This is a genomic window from Pseudomonas sp. SDT291_1_S447 (assembly GCF_054070155.1).
The window spans coordinates 70,450-92,710 of the sequence record NZ_JBSVXS010000013.1 but is presented as its reverse complement, the minus strand read 5'-3'; the positions used below and the strand labels follow the sequence as shown (position 1 = coordinate 92,710).

Sequence of the window (22,261 nt, the reverse complement as noted above, 5' to 3'; positions counted from 1 at the left end):
ACAATTGAAATGCATTCCCCTGTGGGAGCGAGCTTGCTCGCGAAGAGGCCCGAACAGTCGATACAAATCCTGATTGATCGACCAAAGCAATCACCACATCGGAACAAGCGATTGGACGCATTTTTAACGCCCCCGTAGCCTGAACACTCTTCAGCGCCTCGGGACTTTCAAGATGCTCTGCCAGGTCGAAACCCTCACAGAATCCACCACCGAACCCAACGCCCCCGCCCCGCAACCGGCGCAAGTGGCGTTTCGCGAATACCTGCCCGCCGCCGCCATCTCCCACGCCGCGCTGGCCTCGGAAATCGCCCTCGCCATCACCTACAACGGCCTGAGCCAAGCGGTGATGATGGTCTCGCCCGGTAACCTCGAAGACTTCATCCGTGGCTTCAGCCTGAGCAACGCGATCATCGACAGCGTCGACGAGATCTACGATATCCGCCTGACGCATTTCGATCAGGCCTGTCAGGCCGATGTGCAGATTTCCAGCCGCGCGTTCTGGGCCTTGAAGGATCATCGTCGGCAAATGACGGGCACCAGCGGTTGCGGCATCTGTGGCGTTGAAGCACTGGAGCAGGCGCTGCCGCAACTGCAGATCCTGCAACCTTCACCGCTACCGCCGGCCGAGCATTTCGACGGCATCCGCCAACGCATCGAAGCCGCACAACAACTGGCGCGCAGCAGCGGTGCTCTGCACGCCGCGCTGTATTTCGACGTCGACGGTGAAGCGCTGCTGTGCCGCGAAGACATCGGCCGCCACAACGCCCTCGACAAGCTGATCGGCGCGATGCAGATCGACGCCATCGATGCTGCTGAAGGCTTCGTCGTGGTCACCAGCCGTTGCAGCCTCGAACTGATTCACAAAGCCGTGCGCGCACGCCTCGGCACCCTCGTCAGTCTGTCCGCGCCTACCGCGTTGACCGTGCGTTGGGCGCTCAAGCATCGACTCAATCTGATCCACGTGCCACATCGCAACGCCCCACGAATTTACAGCCCGCTCCAGGAGTTTTCCGCATGAGCCACACCCTCACCCACCTTGACGATCAGGGCCGCGCCAACATGGTCGACGTCAGCGACAAAGCTGCGACCCGCCGCGAAGCCAGCGCGCAAGCCTGGGTGCAGATGCGCCCGGAAACACTGCAAATGATCCAGGCCAACGGTCACCCGAAAGGTGATGTCTTCGCGGTGGCGCGGATCGCCGGGATTCAAGCGGCCAAGCGCACTCACGAACTGATCCCGCTGTGCCATGCGCTGTTGCTCAGTTCGATTCACGTCGAACTCAAGGCCTGCGAACCTGACCGGGTGCAGATCACCAGCACCTGTCGCCTCACCGGCCAGACCGGCGTCGAACTCGAAGCGTTGACTGCCGCCAGCGTCGCCGCGCTGACCATTTACGACATGTGCAAAGCGGTGGACCGGGCGATGGTGATTGGCGACATCCGCCTGCTCAGCAAACAGGGCGGACGCTCCGGCCACTTTCAATGGGAGGACGCGCAATGATCCTGATCAACTACTTCGCCAGCTACCGTGACCGGCTCAATCTCGGTGGTGAAAAAATCCCGCTGACTGAGGCTTTGGGCAGTGTTGAAGATGTCCGGCAGATGCTGATGCAGCGCGGTGAGTTGTGGCGCGAAGTACTCGGTGCCAGCAACCTGATGTGCGCGGTGAATCAGGAGCTGTGTCAGCCGAGTCAGGTGATTGAAGATTTCGATGAGATCGCTTTTTTCCCGCCAGTGACCGGGGGGTGATCGATGGCTATTCGAGTCCAGCACAAGAGCTTCGACGTCGGCCAGTTGACGGCTGATCTGCACGCGCGCAATCCACGGGTGGGCGCGGTGGTGAATTTCATTGGTTATGTGCGTGATCTGAATATTGGCCAGAGTGTGCATGAACTGTTTCTTGAGCACTATCCGGGCATGACCGAAAAAGCCCTCGAGCAGATCGCGGAAGAAGCCCGTGAGCGCTGGCCGCTGTTGGGGGTGGAGATTGTGCATCGGGTCGGTGCGTTATCGGTGTGCGAGCCAATCGTGTTTGTCGGGGTCAGCAGCAAGCATCGGCACATGGCGTTCGAGGCCTGCGCGTTCATCATGGACGTGCTCAAGACCCGCGCGCCGTTCTGGAAGCGCGAGACTACGCCTGAGGGTGCTCGCTGGGTCGAGGGCCGTGAGAGCGATCGGGATGCGGCGTTGCGCTGGAGCCTGGCGCATGCCTGAAGAGCAAAAGCCCCTCACCCTAGCCCTCTCCCCGAGGGAGAGGGGACTGATTGGGGGATATTGCAGAAGTACGCCGACGTGAAGGAGTTGTGGTGAATCCATAATCGATAAGGTCTTTCAGGTCGACGGATGACGCCAGACACCTCCGTCGGCCCCTTCGGGTGACCATCAAATCCATAATCGACTCGATCATTCAGGTCGATGGATAACGCCAGACACCGCGGTCGGCTCCCTCTCCCTCTGGGAGAGGGCTGGGGTGAGGGTTGAAAGTCTGATTAGATAGCCACTCCGCCAGGACCCAACTCCGGAGTCTCGCTTGAGCACAGCGCCGAACAACCTGCCCCGCCCCGATCCCGTCACCCTGCGCCAGGCCTGGCGTTTTTGGCTGAAACTCGGCTGCATCGGTTTCGGCGGGCCGGCCGGGCAGATCGCGATCATGCATCAAGAACTGGTCGAGCGTCGGCGCTGGATCTCCGAAAAACGTTTCCTGCACGCACTCAACTACTGCATGTTGCTGCCCGGCCCCGAGGCTCAGCAACTGGCGACTTACATCGGTTGGCTACTGCATCGCACTTGGGGCGGTGTCATCGCCGGTGCGCTGTTTGTGCTGCCGTCGTTGTTCATTCTGATTGGCTTGTCGTGGCTGTACGTCGCTTTCGGTGATGTACCTGCGGTGGCCGGGGTGTTTTACGGGATCAAACCGGCGATCACCGCGATTGTGCTGCACGCCGCGCATCGCATCGGCTCGCGTGCATTGAAGAATGCCTGGCTGTGGACGATTGCCGGGGCGTCGTTCGTGGCGATTTTCGCCTTCAACGTGCCCTTCCCTTTGATTGTCCTCGGGGCCGCGCTGATCGGCTACCTGGGTGGACGATTCGCACCGCAGCGGTTTAGCAACACGGGGGCGCGCAACAGCGAGAAATCCTTCGGCCCGGCGTTGATCGACGACGATACGCCGGCGCCGGAACACGCCCGTTTCAGCCTGCCGAAGCTGCTGCGCCTGGGGTTGATCGGCGCAGTGCTCTGGTGCTTACCGATGGCGTTGTTGACAGCATTGTTCGGCTGGGACGGCACGTTCACGCAAATGGCCTGGTTCTTCACCAAAGCCGCCCTGCTCACCTTTGGCGGCGCCTACGCGGTGCTGCCTTACGTCTATCAGGGCGCCGTCGGGCATTACGGCTGGTTGACGCCGACGCAGATGATCGACGGCCTCGCCCTCGGCGAAACCACCCCGGGCCCGCTGATCATGGTGGTGGCGTTTGTCGGTTTCGTCGGTGCCTACGTGCAACCGGCGTTCGGCCCCGAACATGCCTTTGCTGCCGGCGCACTGGCAGCAACCCTGGTGACCTGGTTCACCTTCCTGCCCTCGTTTCTGTTCATCCTCGCCGGCGGGCCATTGGTGGAATCGACGCACAACGAACTGAAGTTCACCGCACCGCTGACGGCAATCACCGCTGCCGTGGTCGGGGTGATTGTGAATCTGGCGTGTTTTTTCGCCTATCACGTGTTGTGGCCAAACGGTTTTGCCGGGGCGCTGGATCTGTTTTCGCTGATGTTGGCGGTTGCGGCGGCGCTGGCGCTGTTCGTTTTCAAGCGCGGCGTGATCAGTGTGTTGATCGTTTGCGCCCTCGCCGGGCTGGGCTTTCACCTGATGCGCTGAACCCTGGCCTGCGAATCTCCCGTTTACACGCCCGCGAATTCCCCCTTACTATCCGGGCACACCGGTCGGCGGGTCAGCCCGCCACCGACGTTTTCCGCCAACGGAAACACGCGTTATGAGTACGTCACCACAACAACGAAAATCGTTGAACGTCTCTACCCTGCGCGCCCTCTCCCACAGGGGCGGCGTATGAATCGTATCGTCAATCTCCCCATGGCCCTGCGCCGTTCCAAGCTGCGTCACTCCGCACGCCCGCCGGATATCGCCCGGTCTGTCTGATCGCGTCCGTTAAAGAACCGCGACAGCCCCCTGCTTCTTGATATTCCTGCCAGGACAGCCACGCCTATTGCTGCGTCGTGTCCGGCCCGAATCTGCGCGCCTGTGCGGCGCCATCGTGAGTGATTGATTATGAAATTCGCAGCCATCGAAGACGCACGCCTGTTCCTTGAACAGAACCCCGATATCGACATGATCGAACTGTTCATCCTCGACGCCAACGGCGTGCCACGCGGCAAGCTGTTGCACCGCGAAGAACTGCTCGCTGTATACGAAAGCGGCCGGCCGCTACCGAGCACTATTCTCGGTCTGACCGTACAGGGTGAAGACGTCGAAAACTCCGGTCTGGTCTGGGACGTCGGCGATATCGACTGCCGCGCCTATCCGCTTGAGGGCAGTCTGGTGCGCCTGCCGTGGCGGCAGATTCCGACCGCCGCCGTGCAGGTCAGCATGCACCCGACCGAGGGCATGCCCGCCAGCATCGCTGACCCTCGGCACTTGCTGATCAAGATCATCGACGGCCTCAAAGCCGAGGGTTATCACCCGGTGATGGCGTGTGAGCTGGAGTTCTATCTGCTCGACGCCAAACGCGATCACAACGGCCGCCCACAACCGGCGCTGGACGCTGACGGTGGTCGACCGCGACACACTCAGGTGTACGGTTTGCGTGAGCTGGAACAGATCGAACCGTTCCTCGCCGACCTCTACGGCGCCTGCAAACTGCACGGCATTCCGGCGCGCACAGCGATTTCCGAATACGCGCCGGGTCAGGTGGAAATTACCCTTGAACACGGCGATGCGCTGGAGGCGATGGACCAAGCCGTGCGTTACAAACGTCTGGTCAAAGCCATCGCCCATAAGCACGGCATGCAGGCGACCTTCATGGCCAAGCCGTTCGATGATCTGGCCGGCACCGGCATGCACATGCATGTGAGTCTGGCCGATGGCGCGGGACACAATCTGTTCGCCTCCGAAGACCCGGCCGGTACTCCACTGCTGCGCACGGCGATTGGCGGCATGCTCGCCTCGCTACTCGATTCGTTGCTGCTGTTCTGCCCTAACGCCAACTCCTACCGGCGTTTCCAGGCCAATAGCTACGCCCCATTGGCGCCAACCTGGGGCGTCGACAACCGCACCGTGAGCCTGCGTGTTCCGGGCGGCCCGGCCAACACTCGGCACATCGAACACCGCATCTGCGGCGCCGATGCCAACCCGTATCTGGCGGCGGCGGCGATCCTTGCCGGGATTCATCGTGGCATTCGTGAAGACCTCGACCCGGGGGCACCGGTTGAGGGCAATGGGTATGCGCAGGCGAAGGAGTTACTGCCGACGGATTGGCTGACCTCGCTGCAGGCGCTGGAGAATTCGGTGTGGGCACGGGATGCCTTGGGGCAGGAATTTCTCGGGGTGTATCTGGCGGTGAAACGTGCCGAATATCGGCAGTTCATGGCCGAGGTGGGTGAGCAGGATTGGCGGTGGTATCTCACCGAAGCCTGAAGACTCACCACTACCCCCTGTAGGAGTGAGCCTGCTCGCGATGAGGCCATGTCAGTCAAATCATCTGTGAATGACACACCGCTATCGCGAGCAGGCTCACTCCTACAGTGACCGCGTACAACCTAAGAATTTGTGTGGACACTGACATGACCGAACGCTGCAATTCCTACTACACCGCCACCCTCAACCAGGACACCGACTACCCGACCCTGCAAGGCCGGCACAAGGTCGACGTGGTAATCATCGGTGGTGGTTTCACCGGCGTCGCCACCGCTGTCGAACTCGCCGAAAAAGGCCTGAGAGTCGCCATCGTCGAAAGCCACAAGATCGGCTGGGGCGCCACCGGGCGCAATGGCGGACAAGTCACCGGCAGCCTCTCCGGCGACGGCGCGATGCGCAAACAGATGCGCGCGAAACTCGGCGACGACGTCGATGATTTCATCTGGCACCTGCGCTGGCGCGGGCACGAAATCATCCAGCAACGCGTCGAGAAATACGGCATTCAGTGCGACCTCAAACACGGTCACTTGCACGCGGCGTACAAGCCCAGCCACATGAGCGACTTGCGCAAGGATTACGAAGAAGCCGTACGGCGCGGATTAGGTGATGAAGTCAGCCTGCTCGACCGCAGTCAGGTGCGTGATCTGCTGCAGAGCGACCTCTACCACGGCGCAATCAAGAACACCCGCAACATGCATCTGCATCCGCTCAACCTGTGCATCGGTGAAGCGCGGGCGGCGGAAAGTCTCGGTGCGTTGATCTTCGAGAACAGCGAAGTACTGGAGATCATTCACGGCGCTACGCCCGGTGTGCGCACGGCTCACGGGCAGATCGACGCTAATCAAGTAATGCTCGCCGGCGACGTCTATCACAAACTCGAACCGGGGCAGCTCAAGGGCAAGATTTTCCCGGCCATGGGCGGGATCGTCACCACCGCGCCGCTGGGCGATCTGGCAAAACAGATCAACCCCGAAGACCTTGCGGTGTATGACTGCCGTTTCGTCCTCGACTACTACCGCCTCACCGCCGACGGCCGCCTGTTGTTCGGTGGTGGCGCCAACTACAGCGGCAAGGATTCACGGGACATCGCCGCCGAACTGCGCCCGTGCATTGAGCAGACCTTCCCGGCGCTCAAAGGTGTGCAGATCGATTACCAGTGGAGCTGCGCGATGGGCATCGTCATCAACCGCATTCCGCAACTGGGCAAGCTCTCGGACAACGTCTGGTACTGCCAGGGCTATTCGGGGCACGGCATCGCGACGACGCACATCATGGGCGAAATCATGAGTCGGGCGATCACCGGGCAACTGGAGCAGTTCGATACGTTTGCCCAGTGCCAGCACATTCGCGTGCCGATGGGGGACTTGCTCGGTAACCCGTTGTTGGCTGCCGGGATGTGGTACTACCAGATGCTTGAAAAATTGCGGTGATTGCACTGGCCCTATCGCTGGCAAGCCAGCTCCCACAGGTTTTAGTGGTGTACAGGGATTTCGTGTACGCCACGGAAACTGTGGGAGCTGGCTTGCCAGCGATGAGGCCATCAGCCCCACCACAAAACCTCAATCCGCCAACTGCTCCACCACAATCCCCAACCGCCGATAATCCTCGACACTCCCCGACGCCACATGCCGCTCGGTAATCAGCGTATGCAGGCGTGTACACGGCGCCACCACAAACGGCTCCACCGCTCCCAACTTGTCCGCCGAAGTCACCGCAATCACCCGCGCCGCGCCATCAAGCATCGCCTGCTTTACCGGCACTTCATCGAAATGCAGCGAGGTGATCCCCACCTCCGGATGAATCGCACAGACCCCGGTAATCGCTAGATCCGCCCTGATCCCTGCGAGCAAACGCAGCGCCTCATGCCCACCCGCCGCCATCGTTCGCGGGTTCAGCTGGCCGCCAGCGAGAATCACTTTCACTGCCTTGAATTCGGACAAGGCAATCGCCGTCATCGGCGAAGCGGTCACCGCGGTGATGCTGATATCGGCACGCAACGAGCGCGCCACTTGTAGCGTGGTCGAGCCGGAATCGAACAGCACAATCTGCCCGTCCTCAATCTCCTGCGCCGCTCTTTGCGCCAAACGGATCTTGATCTCATCCGTCTCGTCCAGCCGCGTGAAGTAATCCTTTCCGGAATCCTTCGGACGCGGCAACGCCCCGCCGTGCACGCGCTGCACCAGCCCGGCATTGTCCAGTTCGGACAGGTCACGGCGGATCGTGTCCTCGGACACCGCGAAGTGTTGGCTCAACTCGGACGCCATGACTTTGCCGTCGCGTTCGAGCAGTAAAAGGATTTTCTGCCGGCGCAGAGATGGCAGTTCAGCCGCTGAATGATCGTGCATGGTTGTGCCTGTTTGTGCTTGTAGTTGCAGGTTTCGCGAGACTAACCAAAGCCTCGGGCAAAAACAAATCGGCAGGTATCGATTGTTTCGATCTTTGGAATCAATAAGGCGAATTTTTTCTTTGCTTTCAACCTGTTCAGAATGACCCCACTCTAAAAGGCTCAGGATGAACACCCCATGAATCTCAATTTTGCATTTGCGTGCATGATCGTCGTGTCGTTTGCGATTGCCTTGGGCCACGCCTGACAACGTCTCAGACCGACGCCAGCAAATGCTCACGCAGCCATTTGTGCGCCGGATCGCGGTGCGAGCGTTCGCCCCAGAACATCGCCATTTCGTAACCGGGCACCTCCAGCGGTGCGTCGACCACTTGCAATGCCGGGTTGCCACGCACCAGTCGTGACGGCAGCATCGCCACCAGATCGGTGCTGGCCAACACCGACATCGCCATCAGAAAGTGCGGCACCGACAGCACCACTTTGCGCATCAGCCCGACATCGGCCAACGCCCGGTCAGTCACCCCGAAAAAGCCCCCGCCCTCACGCGACACCATGACGTGCTCCAGCGCGCAGAACTGTTTGCGTGTGGGTGCAGACTTCAGCCCCGGATGGCCGATTCGACCTGCCAGTACATAACGCTCGGTAAACAACGGTCGTCGGTGCAACTCCGGCGGCGCGTCTTCGCTAATATGCAGCGCCAGATCGAACACGCCCTGCTCAGCCTGTTTGACCAAATGCGCCGGGGTCAGATCGATCACCGCCAGCCGCGTGCCCGGCGCCTCTTCGCGCAAACCGCGCAGGGCCGGCAGCACCACCGTCGACTCGCCGTAATCCGTCGCGGCGATTTTCCAGGTGTGCGTGGCCTGCGCCGGGTCGAACGCACTGGCCGGCGCCACCGCCCGCTCCAACGCTTCCAGTGCCTCGCGCAACGGCTCACGCAACTCATCGGCGCGCGCCGTCGGGCGCATGCCGCGCGGCCCGGGCAACAGCAGCGGATCGCCGAAGATGTCGCGCAGCTTGGCCAAATGCACACTCACCGAAGGCTGCGACAGATTCAACCGTTGGGCCGCGCGGGTGACGTTGTGCTCCGACAGCAACACATCGAGGGTCAACAGCAGATTGATATCCAGCCGTCTTAAATTATTCATGGCTATACCAGACATATCAGACATTCATTTCCAATATACCGGTTGAACGCCGATCCTGCTGTCACTCAGCCAACGGAGTTTCAACATGAACGTCTTACTCGTCTACGCACACCCGGAACCAACATCCCTCAACGGCGCGCTGCGCGACTTTACCGTCCAGCGCCTGCAAGCCGCCGGCCACAACGTACAGGTCTCGGATCTCTATGCGATGAACTGGAAAGCCACCCTTGACGCCGATGATGCCCCGCAACGCGATGCGACGAAGCCGTTTCACGCCTCCCTCGACTCGAAGGTCGCCTACGCCGAAGGCACTCAATCCGCCGACATCGCTGGCGAACAGGAAAAACTGCTGTGGGCTGATGCACTGATCCTGCAGTTTCCACTCTGGTGGTTCACCATGCCGGCGATTCTCAAAGGCTGGGTCGATCGCGTGTATGCCTACGGCTTTGCCTACGGCGTCGGCGAGCACTCCGACAGCCGCTGGGGCGAGCGTTATGGCGAAGGCAAAATGAAAGGCAAACGGGCGATGTTGATGGTCACCACCGGTGGCTGGGAGTCGCATTACGCCCCGCGCGGGATCAACGGGCCAATCGATGATCTGCTGTTTCCGATCCAGCATGGCGTTCTCTACTACCCTGGTTTTGACGTGCTGCCGCCCTTCCTGACCTATCGTGTCAGCCGGATGGATGAAGCGCGATTTACCGAGACGACCGAGGCGTTGGGCCAGCGTCTGGACGAGTTATGGAGTACACGGCCAATTGCATTTCGGCAGCAGAACGCGGGGGAGTACGACATTCCTGCGTTGACCCTCAAGGATCACGTTGCGCCGGATCTAGTGGGCTTTGCCGCCCACATCCGCTGACTTCACGCCTACCTTGTGGTGAGGGGTTTATCCCCCCCGCCACAATGGCTCTAGCAATCAACGTTCAAACGGACACCACCTTCGCCGTACGCACAAAAAGTGCATGGGCCTTGTCCCAGAAATTGCCGCCCAGCACAAAGAAGCTGCCGATGAACATCAGATCCCCGAGCATCTGCATCTGCCACAGATTGGGCCGCAACCCCGGCCAGAAATTATCGAAATACGGTTCCAGAAACGACGACAGCAACGGCAGGCAAAACATCACTACGCCCACCCGATGCCGCAGCGGCGAGACTTCGGCGACGGGCGTCGGAAGCATCCCCGAGACATGTCGGCCAATGGTGCGTTTGAGCTCGGCAAACCCGGCCTTGCCCATCACTGCGATGACCACCAGCAACAGCACCTTGTTACTGATAAAGAGCACGCCGGTCAGCGCCGCGACTTTCGAACCGGGCACGTCGAGGGCGGCGGCCAGTGGCACCATCAGCCACGAGCCCAGCATCAGGCAAATGATCGCCACGCCAACCTTGAAGCGCCAGGTGGCAGCGGGGGTCGGTGTCAGCGGATCTTGGACAGTTTCCATGGTTTTATACCTGTTTGGGTGGGGTGCAGACGCCTGAAAAGCGTAGCAGCAGATTCACCTGAACAACTTGCAATTCGCCGTCTATGCTCCACTGATATTTGCGGGTCAGGGACATAACGCAATGCCTTCAACAACAGCCCTGCTGACGCGGCCCGGATACCTGTTGTTGCTTGGCGCCTTGAGTGTCAGCAGCTGCGTACGCCTGGGACCGGACTTTCAGGCGCCGGGCGAAGCGTGGAGCAAGCAGTGGAACAGCGCGGCACTGGAGCAGGCCAGCGAACGCGCTGCCCAACCGGATCTGCGCCAGTGGTGGCAGGTGTTTGCCGACCCGATACTCGACCGCCTGATCGCCGCCGCCGATGCGCATAACAGCAGCCTGAAAATCGCCGGCCTGCGGGTACTCGAAGCCCGCGCCCAACTGGGCATCGCCGAAAGCGGTCGCTACCCGCAACTGCAACAGGTCGGGGTCGACAGCCTGTATGTCGACCGTCATCAGTCGGGCGGCAGCAATCCACAGGATCTGCACTTCTGGCAGCACAGCGCTGCGTTCGATGTCGGTTGGGAGCTGGATTTCTGGGGCCGCTTCAGCCGCGCCATCGAATCCTCGGACGCCAGCTATTTCGCCGCACAGGCCAACTACGAGGACGCCCTCGTACTCCTGCGCGCGCAAGTCGCCGACACCTATTTCTCCCTGCGCACCACCGAGGCACGACTGCGCGTTGCCCAGGAAAACGCCGTGCAGCAAAAACGCAATTTCGAGATCACCGAAAAACTCTTCAACAGCGGCCAGAGCGCCGAACTCGACCTGCAGCAGGCAAAGACCCAATACCTCGGCACCCTGAGCAGCATTCCGGCCTTCGAGGATCAACTGTTGCGCACGCGCAACGCTCTGGCGGTGCTGGTTGGCCAGCCGCCCGGTGGCGCAGCATTGCTGGCCGAGCAAACCGGACTGATCCCGCTGACCGATCGCGCCGTACTGCAGGACGTTCCGGCCAACCTGCTGCTGCGCCGCCCGGACGTACGTGCGGCGGAACTGAATGTCGCCGCGCAATCGGCGCTGGTCGGGGTCGCCGAAACCGATCTGTATCCGTCGCTGACCTTACTCGGCAGCATCGTCTGGTCAAGCGATACCCTCGGCGCCACTCCGCGCAGCTTCGACCTGATCGGCGGCCCGAGCCTGCGCTGGAACATCTTCGATTACGGGCGCATCCGCAACAACGTACGGGTCCAGGACGCGCGTTTGCAGCAACTGATCGAGGCCTACCGCGACAAGGTGCGCCAGGCCGCACGCGAGGCTGACGATGCCGCCAGCGGCCTGAGCAAAGCGTTGGAGCGCGAACGCATTCTGCGTGAAGCCGAAGGTGCGGCGCGGCGCTCGCTGGTGCTCGCCAACACGCAATACCGCGAAGGCTATTCGGACTTTCAGCGGGTACTCGACGCTCAACGCGCACTGCTGGAATTGCAGGACAACTATCTGGTCAGCCGCAGCAACGCCGTGAGCAACCTGATCGCGCTGTACAAAGCCCTTGGTGGCGGTTGGCAAAGCAATGCCCCGCAGGTCGATGAGCCGACCCGGCAACAGATGCAACAGCGCACTGATTGGGGCGACCTGCTCAATGCGCCGCCCGCCCAACCGGCGTATCCCCTCCCATCGCAGGTAACCCGTCATGACTGAAGCCGCGCCACCCGCCCCGGCCCCCGCGCCTGCCCAGCCCGATCCGGCAAAAAAAGGCATCCGCTGGGTGCTGTTGCTGATCGTACTGAGCCTGGCCTGGTATCTGCTCGCCGACCGCTACACGCCCTACACCCAGCAGGCGCGGGTCGGCGCTTTCGTGATTCCGGTCGCTGCCGAAGTTGCCGGTCGGGTGATCCGCGTCAACGTGCGCAATAATCAGGACGTCAAGGCGGGTGACATCCTCTTCGAACTCGATCCGCAGCCGCTGCAAATCGCTGTAGATCGCGCCAAAGCCGATCTGGAATCAACCCGTCGGCAAGTCGGCGCCAGCACCGCCGGTATCGCCTCGGCGCAGGCTTCATTGCGTGCCGCGCAAGCCAACGAACTCAAAGCGCGGCAGGACAATCAACGCCTTGAGGGCTTGTACAAACAGGATCCCGGCACCGTCTCCGTGCGCTTGCTGGAAGTGTCTCGGGCCAACCGCGAACAAGCCGTCGCCCAAGTCGCCGCTGCCCGTGCCGAGGTGCAACGCGCCCAGGAACAGGAAGGTGGCAACACCGAGACCAACGCGCAATTGCGCAGCGCCGCTTCGGCACTGGCCAAGGCCGAACTGGACCTGGCCAACACCCGCATCGGTGCGCGTTCGGCCGGATTGATCACTGACCTGCGCACCGACGTCGGCCAGTTCACTGCGGCTGGCAGCCCGGTGATGACCTTGATTGCCATCCACGACGTATGGATCAGCGCCGACCTCACCGAAAACAACCTTGGCCGTGTGCAACCCGGAACGCCGGTGGCCATCGTCCTCGACGCGTTGCCCGGCGCAGTACTTGATGGGCAGGTGCGCAGCGTCGGTTATGGCGTCAGCGTCGGCCAGACATCCGCGCCGGGAACCCTGCCAAGCATTCAGAACAGCCGCGACTGGTTACGGCCGGCGCAGCGTTTCCCGGTGATCATCGAGTTCACGCCAGAGGCGAAGAAACGCCTGATCGACAGTCGCGCGATCCGTGCCGGCGGCCAGGCTGAAGTCATGGCCTTTCCCACCGAGGGCAATCCGCTCAATCCGTTGGGCCGTTTGTTTGTCGGCCTGATGAGCTGGCTGTCGTATGCCTATTGAGCGCAGCGTCCCGGCGCAGCGGGCATTGCGCCTGGCGTTCGGCACGGCGCTGTGCACCGCCGCCAGTTATGCGCTGGCGCTGCCGCTGGCGTTTATCTCGCCGGTGTTGGCGGTGCTGCTGCTGGCCAGCCTGCCCCGACCGTTACCGCTGAAAGGCGCGATCGTGTTGGCGCTGGTCGCCGCGTTGACCACCAGCATCGGCCTGCTGCTGGTGCCACTGCTGCGTTATTACCCGGTGAGCGGCGTGTTGTTGATCGGCCTCGGTTTGTTTCTGGTGTTCCGCTTTGGTTTGCGCGGCGGCAACCCGCTGATCGTGACCTTTCTGGTGATCGGCATGACCATGATCTCCGCCGCCGGGTTCGCTGAATTCGATCTGGCGATAGCGGTGATTGGTGCGTTGGTCCAAGGCCTGTTGCTGGCAGTCGCGGTGGTTGGCGTCAGCCACGCATTATTCCCGGAACCGGCAAACAACCCCGTCCCACCCAAGCCGCCCGCCATGCCCGCCGACGAGGTACCGCGCGTGGCCCTGCGCGCCACGCTGATCGTGCTGCCGACCTTTTTGCTGGCCCTGAGCGACCCGGCCAGCTACATGCCGATCGTCCTCAAAGCCGTCAGCCTCGGCCAACAAAGCTCCACGACAAACACTCATCACGCGGGGCGCGAACTGGTCGGTTCGACCCTGCTCGCCGGCGTATTGGCGGTGCTGGTGTGGTGCGGATTAAGCCTTTTCGTGCACGTGTGGATGTTCTTCCTGTGGATGTTGCTGGTCGGGCTATGGCTGGCGCGCAAACTCTATCGCCTCAGCCCGACACAATTCAGCCCGGGGTTCTGGCTCAACACCCTGATAACAATGATCATCCTGCTCGGCCAATCGGTGCAGGACAGCGCGGCAGGCAAAGACGTCTACACAGCATTTGCCGTGCGCATGGCCCTGTTTATCCTGGTAACGCTTTACGGCGTTTTGATGATGCACCTGCTCCATGGGCACAGAACCCGCCGTCAAGGCGTGACCTGATAGCCGCGTCCTTGCAAACACCCGGTGTAGGCACTGGAACTGGCCGCTGCATCGGTTTTGCTCTGCGCGCGCCGCTCTTGCCGCTGTCGAGAGCCACCGACTACCGCACCGGCCGCGGCGGTTTGCTGCGCACGGTTCTGTCGGTAATCCTGCTTGCGATCATCGTCGACGCGGTCGTAAACCTCGTCGTGTTGACGACCGCGGACTTCAGAACCTGCGGCTCCGGCGGCGGCACCGACAGCGGCGCCCTTGAGACGACCACCCGCCTGGGGTGTTGAAGTCGTTGAAGTCGAGGCGATGGAGTGGCAGTCGTTGATGTCGATCTGGGTTTGCTGGGAGGTCTGACCTTTGAGCGGGACGATGGATTCGGCGCTGGCTTGAGTGATGTACAGGGCAGCGATCATCAGCGCGATGGGCGTTAGGCGATTCATGGTTACCTCCGGCGGGGCCTGGGGTTGGCGGTGGTGCGGGGTAATGAGGGAGTGTAGTTCATGGTGTTGGATCAAGTGCCCCCCTCACCCTAGCCCTCTCCCGGAGGGAGAGGGAACTGATTGCGGGATATTCAAGTAGTACGCCGACGTGAAATTCCTTGCAGTGAATCCATAATCAATAAGGTCGTTCAGGTCGATGCATCGCGCAAAACACCACGGTCGGCGCCCTCTCCCTCCGGGAGAGGGCTGGGGTGAGGGGGATCGATTGAGCTCACACAATCCAAATCAGGAAGTTTCCCGCACCCGCCGCACCTGCACCAACAACGCCGGAGCAAAATGCAGCAGCACCATCCGCGCCAAATGATGGGTCAGAATAAACACCACATTCAGCCCTCCCGCGAACGCGACGATTGCAATCGTTTCGATCGCCCCCGGCATATACGCCAGCCACAGCGACAGCGGATCACTGTCCAACAACCGCGCCGCCACTTCGGCGAACGCCGCCGCGACCACGATCATCAACCCGACCGAAACCAGCGCCGTGCGACCATGCCGGCCCAACTCCTTGACGCCCAATCCCTGAAATCGCGAGCCGATTCGTACACCCAGAATCAGTGAAGCCAGATTCAAACTCCAATCCGGCATGTGGAAGCTGTGCAGCCAACCTGCTTTGACAAAAACCGCCGTGATGATGATCGCCGTGAGCATAAACGGCGCCGGTACGCCGATCACCAGCAGCAAGCGTCCAAGCACGACACTCAAGCCGATCACCGCAAACACGGTCAGTGCCATCCCGGTCGTCAACGGAGCGCTTTCAATCACCGCCACCGATGCCTGTCCCGGAAGCAAAAAGCTCACCAACACGGTGATCAGCAACAGCCGCATCAGGTGCACGATGATGACTTTGCTTGAGGCCTTTTCCGACTCCAGCAAATCGAAAACCGCTGCCAATGCGCCCGGGTATACCGCCAACAATGCATCAGTGCGATTCCACCCTGCCCCGCGCGTCAGCCACAGCGCGGCCAACGTAATCTGCACGATCAAACACAGCAGCAATACGCCAAGGCTGGGCAACATGGCCGATGCCGTCGCGCTGTCCCACGCTTCGAACATCAGCCCCGTGGCGATGCCCAGCGCCACCTGTATGTAGCCCAGGCCATAAGGCGTCACGGGGGCGAAACCTGATTTAGTGGCGACCAATGCAGTGACAAGAATCGAGCCCAACAGCAAACCGTGAGGCACGCCGAGGGACTGCAACACCGCGCCAAACCCGGCGGCGATCAACAAACAGAGAATGGATTTCATAGATGCCTTCCTGGCAATTAAACTCGATCCCCTGTAGGAGCTGCCGAAGGCTGCTCCTACAGGGGATTGCGTAGTTTTATGAGCGCAACCGTCCAATCGCGCGCCGATACTTCTCGATCCGCTCAAGATCCTCCCAACTCGGCGAGGCAATTCGCGACAGGTCGCTGTTCTCTTCCAGATCCGCCAACTTGACCACCCGACCGATCGGGTTCTGTGCGGCGCGATCGACGAAGTCTTCATAGGATTCGCCGGGCACTTTGGTCACCGACTCAATCGCCGTCAGCACGTCTTCGCTGAAACCTTCTTTGCGCAAATCATCGAGGCTGATCCCACAATCCTCGACCACATCGTGCAGCACGGCGACGATGCGTTCTTCCAGCGTGTTCATGCACAGCATGACTTTCAGCGGATGCAGAATGTACGGCGCACCACCCTTGTCGAGCTGCCCGGCGTGGGCGGTTGCGGCGATGGCGATAGCGCGTTCCAGTGTTTGAGTCATAGAAGTTTCCTCGGGTTAAACGCCATACCGGCCGCCAACGTGGATATTGCGTTTGAGCCAAGCGGCAATGGACTTCAAGCGACCGACTGGCTTCGCGGGCGCGGAGTGACGCTGGAGAATCATCGACACCAATGTCACTTGATCCGCACCAGGGTGTGCATCGATCAACTCAGCGACCCAGGCACAGTCAGACTTCTTCAAATGCTCACGCCAGTCACCGGGCCAGGCCTCCAGCTCGTCCAGCGCCAACCACCGCGCACCGCCCTGCTCGGCGTGCCCGCCACCAATCGATTGCTCGAAACAAAAAGGCGTCGCCGCTCGGGTCAAGTCGATGCTGAAGAAGTAGACGTCGTGGGTGTTGTGCTGTGGCGTGGGGGCGTTGTTGCGGCCGCCGATCTCGATCATGGGCAATATTCCAATCCTTGGGACGCTAGATGTGTCCGATTGTTTCCCACTCTGTGTGAACAGCGCAAATCAAAAACCTGATGGAACCTCCTCCCCCTGCGCAATCTCGAAACCATAAGCGCCCCCTCATTGATCAGAACCGGCGCCATCGAAGAGGAAAGCCCGATGAACATTCGATTCCTGCTTCTGCTCGCCACGTTCTGTGTCATCCCCACCTGCGTCATGGCCGAAGGCTGCGACGTCGAGACCCGCTCCTCCAGCGCCTCCGTGCCCACCGTGTCCGGCCATAGCTGTTACGAATACGAGGGTATGCCCGTCAACTCCATCGACTGGTCGTGCAGCAACGAAAGCAAAGACATGGTCAACGCCGTCAAGAAAAAGGTCCAGCAGTGCGATGACCACTATCAAGCCACCTGCATCGCCACCCTCACTCAGGAGTCCTTGGCCAACCCGCACTCCACCAGTAAGGACAAAAACGCCAAGGCGTTGAATGTTCCGGATGGCGCGCAGGTCACCACGTATTACTACGGTGCGGAAAATCTGGGGCAGGCGAAGATTGATTGTGAGAGTGGCGGCGGGCATTGGACGACCAAGTAAACGTTTGATATCCGCGTTGGCAATACGCAAAAGAAAGCCCGGGGCAAAAGACCGGGCTTTTTAGTGCGCGTTATCCATTAACCAGCACTGCTGCTACCTTCGGCCGTAACTTTTTTGGCACTTCAGAACATTCACTTCCTGAATTCCGCTGCTCCTGTAAGACGTGTCTGAATTTCAAGAACTCTGAAATGCTGCCTCTCGGCCGTGGCTTAGTTGGCGGTTACTCTGCAGACAAAACTAATTTTCTAATAAAGCAGTGCATCCATGGCCAATCACAGTTACATGAGCATTACCGGAAACCGACAAGGGTTGATCTCCGCCGGATGTTCCGACACTAGCTCAATCGGCAATAAATGCCAGTTGGGCCATCTGGATGAAATCATGGTGCTGGCCTACTCACACAACATGACCACCGGCAATGACGGTGGCGTTGGCGCCGACCGAGGCCAACACCTGCCAATCATGATCACCAAGAACATAGACAAGTCTTCCCCGCTCCTGTCCGCCGCACTTCACGAACGCGAAGTGCTGGAATGCACAATATTTTTCTACCGAACCTCGCCCGCCGGCACCCAAGACAAATATTTCAAAATCCATATAACCGGCGCCAAAGTCGCCCACATCAATCTTCAAGTTCCCCACGCCATTCACCTCAATGACGCACAACCACAGGAACTGGTGTCGTTCACTTATCGCGAGATCAGCTGGACGCATATTCAAGCGGGAACGTGCGGCCACAGCACGTGGGGAAATAACGGTGAATGAGGACTCATGCGACATTAACGACGTTACCCGCGCCGCATCGGACCTGGTCGCTTTCGGCTGCCAGATTGGCGCCACGCAGTTGTACGACAGTTTCAACCAGCTCAAGTTTGGCGAGATCGTGTCGGCTTATGCGAATGAGATTATTCGGGCGGTGGATGACGGTGTTATTAGTGCGAAGCAAGGATTGCAGGAACTGAGGGAGGAGTATTCAGAGCTTTCTGCCAAGTCCATGTTTTATTTTCAGAATGGGGTGACTATCGCTGCGGGAAGCATGCAACTTCAGGCTGGCGCCTTAGCGATTGGAGCCTCCCGAGGTAAAGCTGGCATTACGGGCATTGCCTTAATCGGACACGGCGTCAACAACATTTATGAGGGTGTGGGAAACATCTACAACGGCCCTGACAAACCAAGTGTTGTGGGTCCTGTCAGGATCGGTTATCAGAACGTTTTTGGCATCAAACACGGTAATCTTACCTATTACAGCGTGGATCTCTATCTATCTATTCGAGGCATGATACATCTCGTCCGAAAGCCAGATTCGGTGCAACTCTTCAATAGAGACCCTATAAACTACGAACGGGCCCACAAGCGAATGGGAACACTAACCTTAGCTTTCGAAGCTTTAACCGACAGCTTCACGCTAAACTCAATCAGAGAATCAGGCCTTGAACAGTAGTCACAAAACCAGCACGTCAACGGCGAGAGCGAAGTGAACGCTGAAAAAAACTTAAATAGCAAATCGACCCAAGAAAAAAAATAAACAGAAAAGACGCTACTACCCAGTACGAAACACCATTAAAAAAATCAAACCCCATCATAAAAGGGACAAAAGCAATGGCCAATATTCCAGATAAAAAGACTATTTCGATTAACACCCATCGTAAATTGTAGTGCTTTTCTTCAACCACTTTTCCATCGAATATATTGCGAAGCGATGGAACAGAAAAAATAAAACCATGCAAAGCAAATAAAACAAAAACAACAAAAAACACTACCCAGACCAGCCCCCCCTCAAGCTTTATAAACTGACCAATACAATTTAAGACCATTACACTCCAGAAAAATGAAGAAGCAAGGATTGGACAATAAACACGAAATAAATACCGAAGATCATTTAATTGCACAGCCCGCTCCCTCAGATAGCTATAACACCAAAAAAATCAAAGCTCTACGGACAATCAAAAACGGCTTCCGATCAACCACCACGCAATGTAAACATGCCAGAAGAGCCATAACATCCTTAACCTCGCCTCATCACGCACCCATTCAGAACCTTCCTACAAATCAAAACCCTACCCCCTACAAACATTTCATCCACGCACAAAAAATCCGACACCCAATAATAGGTGTCGGATTTATTTACAACGTGCGCCTAATCTAAACAGTGATCAGAAATTCGCCGGCGTATTCGCACTAATTATCTCAGCCTCATCCGCCCCGATATTCCGGAACTTATGCGGCAGCGTCGTCGGGAAGTAATACCCATCCCCCGCATTCAACACACTCACCGACCCATCCACGGTCAACTCCACGGTGCCACGGGTGACAAGTCCGCACTCCTCGCCCTCGGCGTGAACGATCGGCTCTTCCCCGGAGCTCGCGCCCGGTGCGTATTGCTCGCGCAGCAAGCGCATCTGGCGGCTTGGTACCGAGGCGCCGATCAGCAGCAGGCGCAAACCATGGCGGCCCAGATCAGGCTGTTCATTGGCACGGAACACGTATTGATGCTCGCGCGGGGGTTGGTCGAAGGTGAAGAAGTCGGCCAGGGACATCGGTATGCCTTCGAGCAGCTTTTTCAGGGAGCTGACGGAGGGGCTGACGCGATTCTGTTCGATCAGGGAGATGGTGGCATTGGTCACGCCGCTACGCCGGGCCAGCTCGCGCTGGGAGAGTTTGTAGCTTTCGCGTACTAGTTTGAGTCGAGAACCCGTATCCATGACTGCCTTATGTGAGAAGTACTTAGGCTCTGCGCGAAAACTGCCTGCGCGACGATCATGCTGCGTTAAAAACAGGCTCGGAATGCTCATGTAGGGCCCTACACTCCGCTTCCTCGCCTGTTTTTGCCTTGCCTGATCGCCGCTCGGCGGTTCTCGCGCAGACCCACGGGTAATGGGGGTGGGTGGCGGGTGCCGCGCGAGGGGCGCGGATCACGTTGCTCCCGTGTCCCGGAACCGTGAAAGGCGGCTATTAAATCACGTTTGCCGGTGTTGCTCAGCAGGTTCGATGGACGGTGGGTGAAATGAACCCGCCGGTGGTAATTCTGGGCTGAATACAAAACCTGTGGGAGCTGGCTTGCCAGCGATTGGGTGGCACATTCAACATCCCTTTTGCTGAAAGACCGCCATCGCTGGCAAGCCAGCTCCCACAGGTTTTGTGGTGTGTCAGCGGGAGTGATGGTGTCTTTTCTAACCTCATCGCGAGCAGGCTCACTCCTACAATTTGATCTTTAGTGTTTCAGTCGGATTGATGTTGTGTTTGCTGGCCTCATCGCTGGCAAGCCAGCTCCCACATTTGGATATCAGGGAGTGTTGCGATAAGAAAAACCGGCGGGGTCTTGGGGGCCGCCGCCGGGGAGTTAACTTAGATGCCGAAACGGTCGCGCAGCGAGTAGTAGACGGCGCCGAGGGCGGTGAGCGGCGCGGAGAAGGTGCGGCCGCCGAGCATTGGCATGTGCGGCAGCGATGCGAAAGCATCGAAACGTTCGGCGTCGCCACGGATCATTTCCGAGATCAGTTTGCCGGCCAGGTGCGAGCAGGTGACGCCGTGGCCGCTGTAGCCTTGCATGTAGTAGGCGTTCTTTTCGATACGGCCGAATTGCGGCATGCGGGACATGGTCAGCAGGAAGTTGCCGGTCCAGCGGTAGTCGATTTTGACGTCTTTGAGCTGCGGGAAGGTCTTGAGGATCTTCGGGCGGATCAGTTGTTCGATGTCGTCCGGTTCACGCGCGCCGTAGACCACGCCGCCGCCGTACAGCAGACGGTTGTCGGCAGTCAGACGGTAGTAATCCAGCAGGTAGTTGCAGTCTTCGACGCAGTAATTGTTGGTGATCAGGCTGCGTGCCTGTTTCTCGGTCAACGGTTCGGTGACGACGATCTGCGAGCCGCATGGCATGCTTTTCGCGGTCACGCGGTTGTCGAGACCCTGTGGCAGGTAGGCGTTGCCGGCGATCAGCAGGTACTTGGCGCGGACCTGACCTTTGGCGGTGCGCACGACGTTGGGCTCGCCATATTTGATTTCCACGGCCGCCGATTGCTCGTAGATCTTGCCGCCCAAACGCGTAATCGCCGCTGCTTCACCGAGGGCCAGGTTCAGCGGGTGAACGTGGCCGCCCTGCATGTCGAGCAGACCACCAACGTAAGCATCGGAGCCAACTTCACGACGGATATCTGCTGCGTCGAGCATCTTCAGATTGCGGTTGCCGTAACGCTCCCAACCGCGCTTCTGCTCCGCCAGACCGTTGAGTTGCTTTTTGTTCATTGCTGCGAAGATGCCGCCCGGGCGGTAGTCGCATTTGATGTCGTATTCCTTGATGCGCGAACGGATGATGTCGGCGCCTTCGAAGATCATGCTGCCGAGGATTTCTGCAGTCTTGTCACCGTAGCGCTCTTCGATCACGTCGACGTCACGGCTGTAGGAGTTGACCAGTTGACCGCCGTTGCGACCGCTGGCGCCGTAGCCGACTTTCGCCGCTTCCAGCACCGTCACTTTGTAGCCGGCCTCGGTGAGGAACAGCGCCGAGGACAGGCCGGTGTAACCGGCGCCGATGATGCAGACGTCGCACTCGACCGACTCTTCCAGAACCGGAAAGTCGATGACTTCGTTGCGAGTGGCGGCGTAGTAGCTGTTTACGTGTTGCTGTTTCATACGTT

Annotated in this window: 24 protein-coding genes; 14 read left to right on the top strand and 10 right to left on the bottom strand. The window is 59.5% G+C overall.

The features are described from left to right. Positions 1-172: 172 nt before the first annotated feature. The 7 genes from fdhD to ACW9IR_RS07280 all read left to right on the top strand — a co-directional run bounded on the left by fdhD (position 173) and on the right by ACW9IR_RS07280 (position 7,076). On the top strand, positions 173-1,018 hold the full coding sequence (fdhD, locus tag ACW9IR_RS07310) for a formate dehydrogenase accessory sulfurtransferase FdhD (RefSeq protein WP_102899226.1): 846 nt from the start codon (positions 173-175) through the stop codon (positions 1,016-1,018). Beyond that, entirely contained in the window at positions 1,015-1,500 is a 486-nt protein-coding gene (gene moaC, locus ACW9IR_RS07305; protein WP_123376707.1) for a cyclic pyranopterin monophosphate synthase MoaC, read from the top strand. The genes fdhD and moaC overlap by 4 nt, the downstream gene beginning before the upstream one ends. Then, complete coding sequence (locus ACW9IR_RS07300; RefSeq protein ID WP_093440717.1) at positions 1,497-1,748, top strand: MoaD/ThiS family protein; 252 nt, start codon at positions 1,497-1,499, stop codon at positions 1,746-1,748. Before moaC ends, ACW9IR_RS07300 begins: the two co-directional genes overlap by 4 nt. Positions 1,749-1,751: 3 nt before the next feature. Further along, on the top strand, positions 1,752-2,213 hold the full coding sequence (gene moaE / locus ACW9IR_RS07295; protein WP_457462429.1) for a molybdopterin synthase catalytic subunit MoaE: 462 nt from the start codon (positions 1,752-1,754) through the stop codon (positions 2,211-2,213). Between the two features lie 316 nt (positions 2,214-2,529). After that, positions 2,530-3,873 (top strand): chromate efflux transporter, encoded by a 1,344-nt coding sequence (gene chrA / locus ACW9IR_RS07290; protein WP_102899230.1) that lies wholly within the window; start codon positions 2,530-2,532, stop codon positions 3,871-3,873. 408 nt (positions 3,874-4,281) lie between these two features. Continuing rightward, positions 4,282-5,646: a glutamine synthetase family protein gene (locus ACW9IR_RS07285; protein WP_457462427.1), complete on the top strand. Its 1,365-nt coding sequence runs from the start codon at positions 4,282-4,284 to the stop codon at positions 5,644-5,646. A gap of 146 nt (positions 5,647-5,792) precedes the next feature. Beyond that, a complete protein-coding gene (locus tag ACW9IR_RS07280; RefSeq protein ID WP_457462425.1) occupies positions 5,793-7,076 on the top strand; it encodes an NAD(P)/FAD-dependent oxidoreductase in 1,284 nt (427 codons plus the stop codon). Between the two features lie 129 nt (positions 7,077-7,205). Here the strand turns inward: ACW9IR_RS07280 and ACW9IR_RS07275 are convergent, their stop codons facing one another. Next, on the bottom strand, positions 7,206-7,991 hold the full coding sequence (locus tag ACW9IR_RS07275) for a DeoR/GlpR family DNA-binding transcription regulator (protein WP_457462423.1): 786 nt from the start codon (positions 7,989-7,991) through the stop codon (positions 7,206-7,208). 253 nt (positions 7,992-8,244) lie between these two features. Continuing rightward, positions 8,245-9,138, bottom strand: a complete 894-nt coding sequence (locus tag ACW9IR_RS07270) for a LysR family transcriptional regulator (RefSeq protein WP_180988076.1) — start codon at positions 9,136-9,138, stop codon at positions 8,245-8,247. Positions 9,139-9,223: 85 nt separating this feature from the next. Between ACW9IR_RS07270 and ACW9IR_RS07265 the strand changes: the two genes are divergently transcribed. Further along, the gene (locus tag ACW9IR_RS07265) at positions 9,224-10,000 is read left to right on the top strand and encodes an NAD(P)H-dependent oxidoreductase (protein WP_095118368.1); all 777 of its coding nucleotides are present in this window, start codon (positions 9,224-9,226) and stop codon (positions 9,998-10,000) included. Positions 10,001-10,064: 64 nt separating this feature from the next. On the opposite strand, the gene ACW9IR_RS07260 is transcribed toward ACW9IR_RS07265, so the two are convergent. Further along, entirely contained in the window at positions 10,065-10,583 is a 519-nt protein-coding gene (locus ACW9IR_RS07260; RefSeq protein ID WP_016982834.1) for a transporter suffix domain-containing protein, read from the bottom strand. Positions 10,584-10,704: 121 nt separating this feature from the next. Between ACW9IR_RS07260 and ACW9IR_RS07255 the strand changes: the two genes are divergently transcribed. Genes ACW9IR_RS07255 through ACW9IR_RS07245 form a run of 3 tightly spaced genes read left to right on the top strand, consistent with a single transcriptional unit; the run spans position 10,705 to position 14,390 of the window. Next, positions 10,705-12,258 carry an efflux transporter outer membrane subunit gene (locus tag ACW9IR_RS07255; RefSeq protein WP_457462420.1) on the top strand — a complete coding sequence of 518 codons (1,554 nt, stop codon included), beginning with the start codon at positions 10,705-10,707 and terminating at the stop codon, positions 12,256-12,258. Continuing rightward, positions 12,251-13,375 (top strand): HlyD family secretion protein, encoded by a 1,125-nt coding sequence (locus tag ACW9IR_RS07250; RefSeq protein ID WP_457462418.1) that lies wholly within the window; start codon positions 12,251-12,253, stop codon positions 13,373-13,375. Before ACW9IR_RS07255 ends, ACW9IR_RS07250 begins: the two co-directional genes overlap by 8 nt. Further along, positions 13,365-14,390 (top strand): DUF2955 domain-containing protein, encoded by a 1,026-nt coding sequence (locus ACW9IR_RS07245; RefSeq protein ID WP_457462416.1) that lies wholly within the window; start codon positions 13,365-13,367, stop codon positions 14,388-14,390. The genes ACW9IR_RS07250 and ACW9IR_RS07245 overlap by 11 nt, the downstream gene beginning before the upstream one ends. On the opposite strand, the gene ACW9IR_RS07240 is transcribed toward ACW9IR_RS07245, so the two are convergent. The 4 genes from ACW9IR_RS07240 to ACW9IR_RS07225 form a co-directional block, all read right to left on the bottom strand. Next, positions 14,375-14,821, bottom strand: coding sequence for a YMGG-like glycine zipper-containing protein (locus ACW9IR_RS07240; protein ID WP_102899238.1), 447 nt, complete (start codon positions 14,819-14,821; stop codon positions 14,375-14,377). The genes ACW9IR_RS07245 and ACW9IR_RS07240 overlap by 16 nt on opposite strands. 285 nt (positions 14,822-15,106) lie before the next feature. After that, a complete protein-coding gene (locus tag ACW9IR_RS07235) occupies positions 15,107-16,126 on the bottom strand; it encodes an AbrB family transcriptional regulator (protein WP_457462414.1) in 1,020 nt (339 codons plus the stop codon). A 76-nt stretch (positions 16,127-16,202) separates the two neighbouring features. After that, on the bottom strand, positions 16,203-16,625 hold the full coding sequence (locus ACW9IR_RS07230; protein WP_457462412.1) for an HD domain-containing protein: 423 nt from the start codon (positions 16,623-16,625) through the stop codon (positions 16,203-16,205). 15 nt (positions 16,626-16,640) lie between these two features. Continuing rightward, positions 16,641-17,030, bottom strand: a complete 390-nt coding sequence (locus tag ACW9IR_RS07225) for a hypothetical protein (RefSeq protein WP_095118362.1) — start codon at positions 17,028-17,030, stop codon at positions 16,641-16,643. A gap of 165 nt (positions 17,031-17,195) precedes the next feature. Here ACW9IR_RS07225 and ACW9IR_RS07220 point away from each other — a divergent pair, with 165 nt between their 5' ends. From ACW9IR_RS07220 to ACW9IR_RS07210, 3 genes are all read left to right on the top strand, one after another. Then, complete coding sequence (locus ACW9IR_RS07220) at positions 17,196-17,627, top strand: hypothetical protein (RefSeq protein WP_150793730.1); 432 nt, start codon at positions 17,196-17,198, stop codon at positions 17,625-17,627. Between the two features lie 264 nt (positions 17,628-17,891). Further along, a complete protein-coding gene (locus tag ACW9IR_RS07215) occupies positions 17,892-18,392 on the top strand; it encodes an Hcp family type VI secretion system effector (RefSeq protein ID WP_102899242.1) in 501 nt (166 codons plus the stop codon). Continuing rightward, positions 18,385-19,068 (top strand): DUF4225 domain-containing protein, encoded by a 684-nt coding sequence (locus tag ACW9IR_RS07210; protein WP_110719479.1) that lies wholly within the window; start codon positions 18,385-18,387, stop codon positions 19,066-19,068. Before ACW9IR_RS07215 ends, ACW9IR_RS07210 begins: the two co-directional genes overlap by 8 nt. Positions 19,069-19,084: 16 nt before the next feature. On the opposite strand, the gene ACW9IR_RS07205 is transcribed toward ACW9IR_RS07210, so the two are convergent. The 3 genes from ACW9IR_RS07205 to ACW9IR_RS07195 form a co-directional block, all read right to left on the bottom strand. After that, a complete protein-coding gene (locus ACW9IR_RS07205; protein WP_146232733.1) occupies positions 19,085-19,516 on the bottom strand; it encodes a hypothetical protein in 432 nt (143 codons plus the stop codon). Positions 19,517-19,780: 264 nt separating this feature from the next. Then, entirely contained in the window at positions 19,781-20,329 is a 549-nt protein-coding gene (locus ACW9IR_RS07200) for a cupin domain-containing protein (protein WP_007950154.1), read from the bottom strand. 643 nt (positions 20,330-20,972) lie between these two features. Beyond that, the gene (locus ACW9IR_RS07195; RefSeq protein WP_093440793.1) at positions 20,973-22,256 is read right to left on the bottom strand and encodes an NAD(P)/FAD-dependent oxidoreductase; all 1,284 of its coding nucleotides are present in this window, start codon (positions 22,254-22,256) and stop codon (positions 20,973-20,975) included. Positions 22,257-22,261: the final 5 nt, after the last annotated feature.

Coding starts and splice junctions, on each gene's coding strand:
- fdhD (WP_102899226.1), top strand. CDS start 173: ATGCTCTGCCAGGTCGAAACCCTCACAGAATCCACCACCGAACCCAAC.
- moaC (WP_123376707.1), top strand. CDS start 1,015: ATGAGCCACACCCTCACCCACCTTGACGATCAGGGCCGCGCCAACATG.
- ACW9IR_RS07300 (WP_093440717.1), top strand. CDS start 1,497: ATGATCCTGATCAACTACTTCGCCAGCTACCGTGACCGGCTCAATCTC.
- moaE (WP_457462429.1), top strand. CDS start 1,752: ATGGCTATTCGAGTCCAGCACAAGAGCTTCGACGTCGGCCAGTTGACG.
- ACW9IR_RS07285 (WP_457462427.1), top strand. CDS start 4,282: ATGAAATTCGCAGCCATCGAAGACGCACGCCTGTTCCTTGAACAGAAC.
- ACW9IR_RS07280 (WP_457462425.1), top strand. CDS start 5,793: ATGACCGAACGCTGCAATTCCTACTACACCGCCACCCTCAACCAGGAC.
- ACW9IR_RS07275 (WP_457462423.1), bottom strand. CDS start 7,991: ATGCACGATCATTCAGCGGCTGAACTGCCATCTCTGCGCCGGCAGAAA.
- ACW9IR_RS07270 (WP_180988076.1), bottom strand. CDS start 9,138: ATGAATAATTTAAGACGGCTGGATATCAATCTGCTGTTGACCCTCGAT.
- ACW9IR_RS07265 (WP_095118368.1), top strand. CDS start 9,224: ATGAACGTCTTACTCGTCTACGCACACCCGGAACCAACATCCCTCAAC.
- ACW9IR_RS07260 (WP_016982834.1), bottom strand. CDS start 10,583: ATGGAAACTGTCCAAGATCCGCTGACACCGACCCCCGCTGCCACCTGG.
- ACW9IR_RS07255 (WP_457462420.1), top strand. CDS start 10,705: ATGCCTTCAACAACAGCCCTGCTGACGCGGCCCGGATACCTGTTGTTG.
- ACW9IR_RS07250 (WP_457462418.1), top strand. CDS start 12,251: ATGACTGAAGCCGCGCCACCCGCCCCGGCCCCCGCGCCTGCCCAGCCC.
- ACW9IR_RS07245 (WP_457462416.1), top strand. CDS start 13,365: ATGCCTATTGAGCGCAGCGTCCCGGCGCAGCGGGCATTGCGCCTGGCG.
- ACW9IR_RS07240 (WP_102899238.1), bottom strand. CDS start 14,821: ATGAATCGCCTAACGCCCATCGCGCTGATGATCGCTGCCCTGTACATC.
- ACW9IR_RS07235 (WP_457462414.1), bottom strand. CDS start 16,126: ATGAAATCCATTCTCTGTTTGTTGATCGCCGCCGGGTTTGGCGCGGTG.
- ACW9IR_RS07230 (WP_457462412.1), bottom strand. CDS start 16,625: ATGACTCAAACACTGGAACGCGCTATCGCCATCGCCGCAACCGCCCAC.
- ACW9IR_RS07225 (WP_095118362.1), bottom strand. CDS start 17,030: ATGATCGAGATCGGCGGCCGCAACAACGCCCCCACGCCACAGCACAAC.
- ACW9IR_RS07220 (WP_150793730.1), top strand. CDS start 17,196: ATGAACATTCGATTCCTGCTTCTGCTCGCCACGTTCTGTGTCATCCCC.
- ACW9IR_RS07215 (WP_102899242.1), top strand. CDS start 17,892: ATGGCCAATCACAGTTACATGAGCATTACCGGAAACCGACAAGGGTTG.
- ACW9IR_RS07200 (WP_007950154.1), bottom strand. CDS start 20,329: ATGGATACGGGTTCTCGACTCAAACTAGTACGCGAAAGCTACAAACTC.
- ACW9IR_RS07195 (WP_093440793.1), bottom strand. CDS start 22,256: ATGAAACAGCAACACGTAAACAGCTACTACGCCGCCACTCGCAACGAA.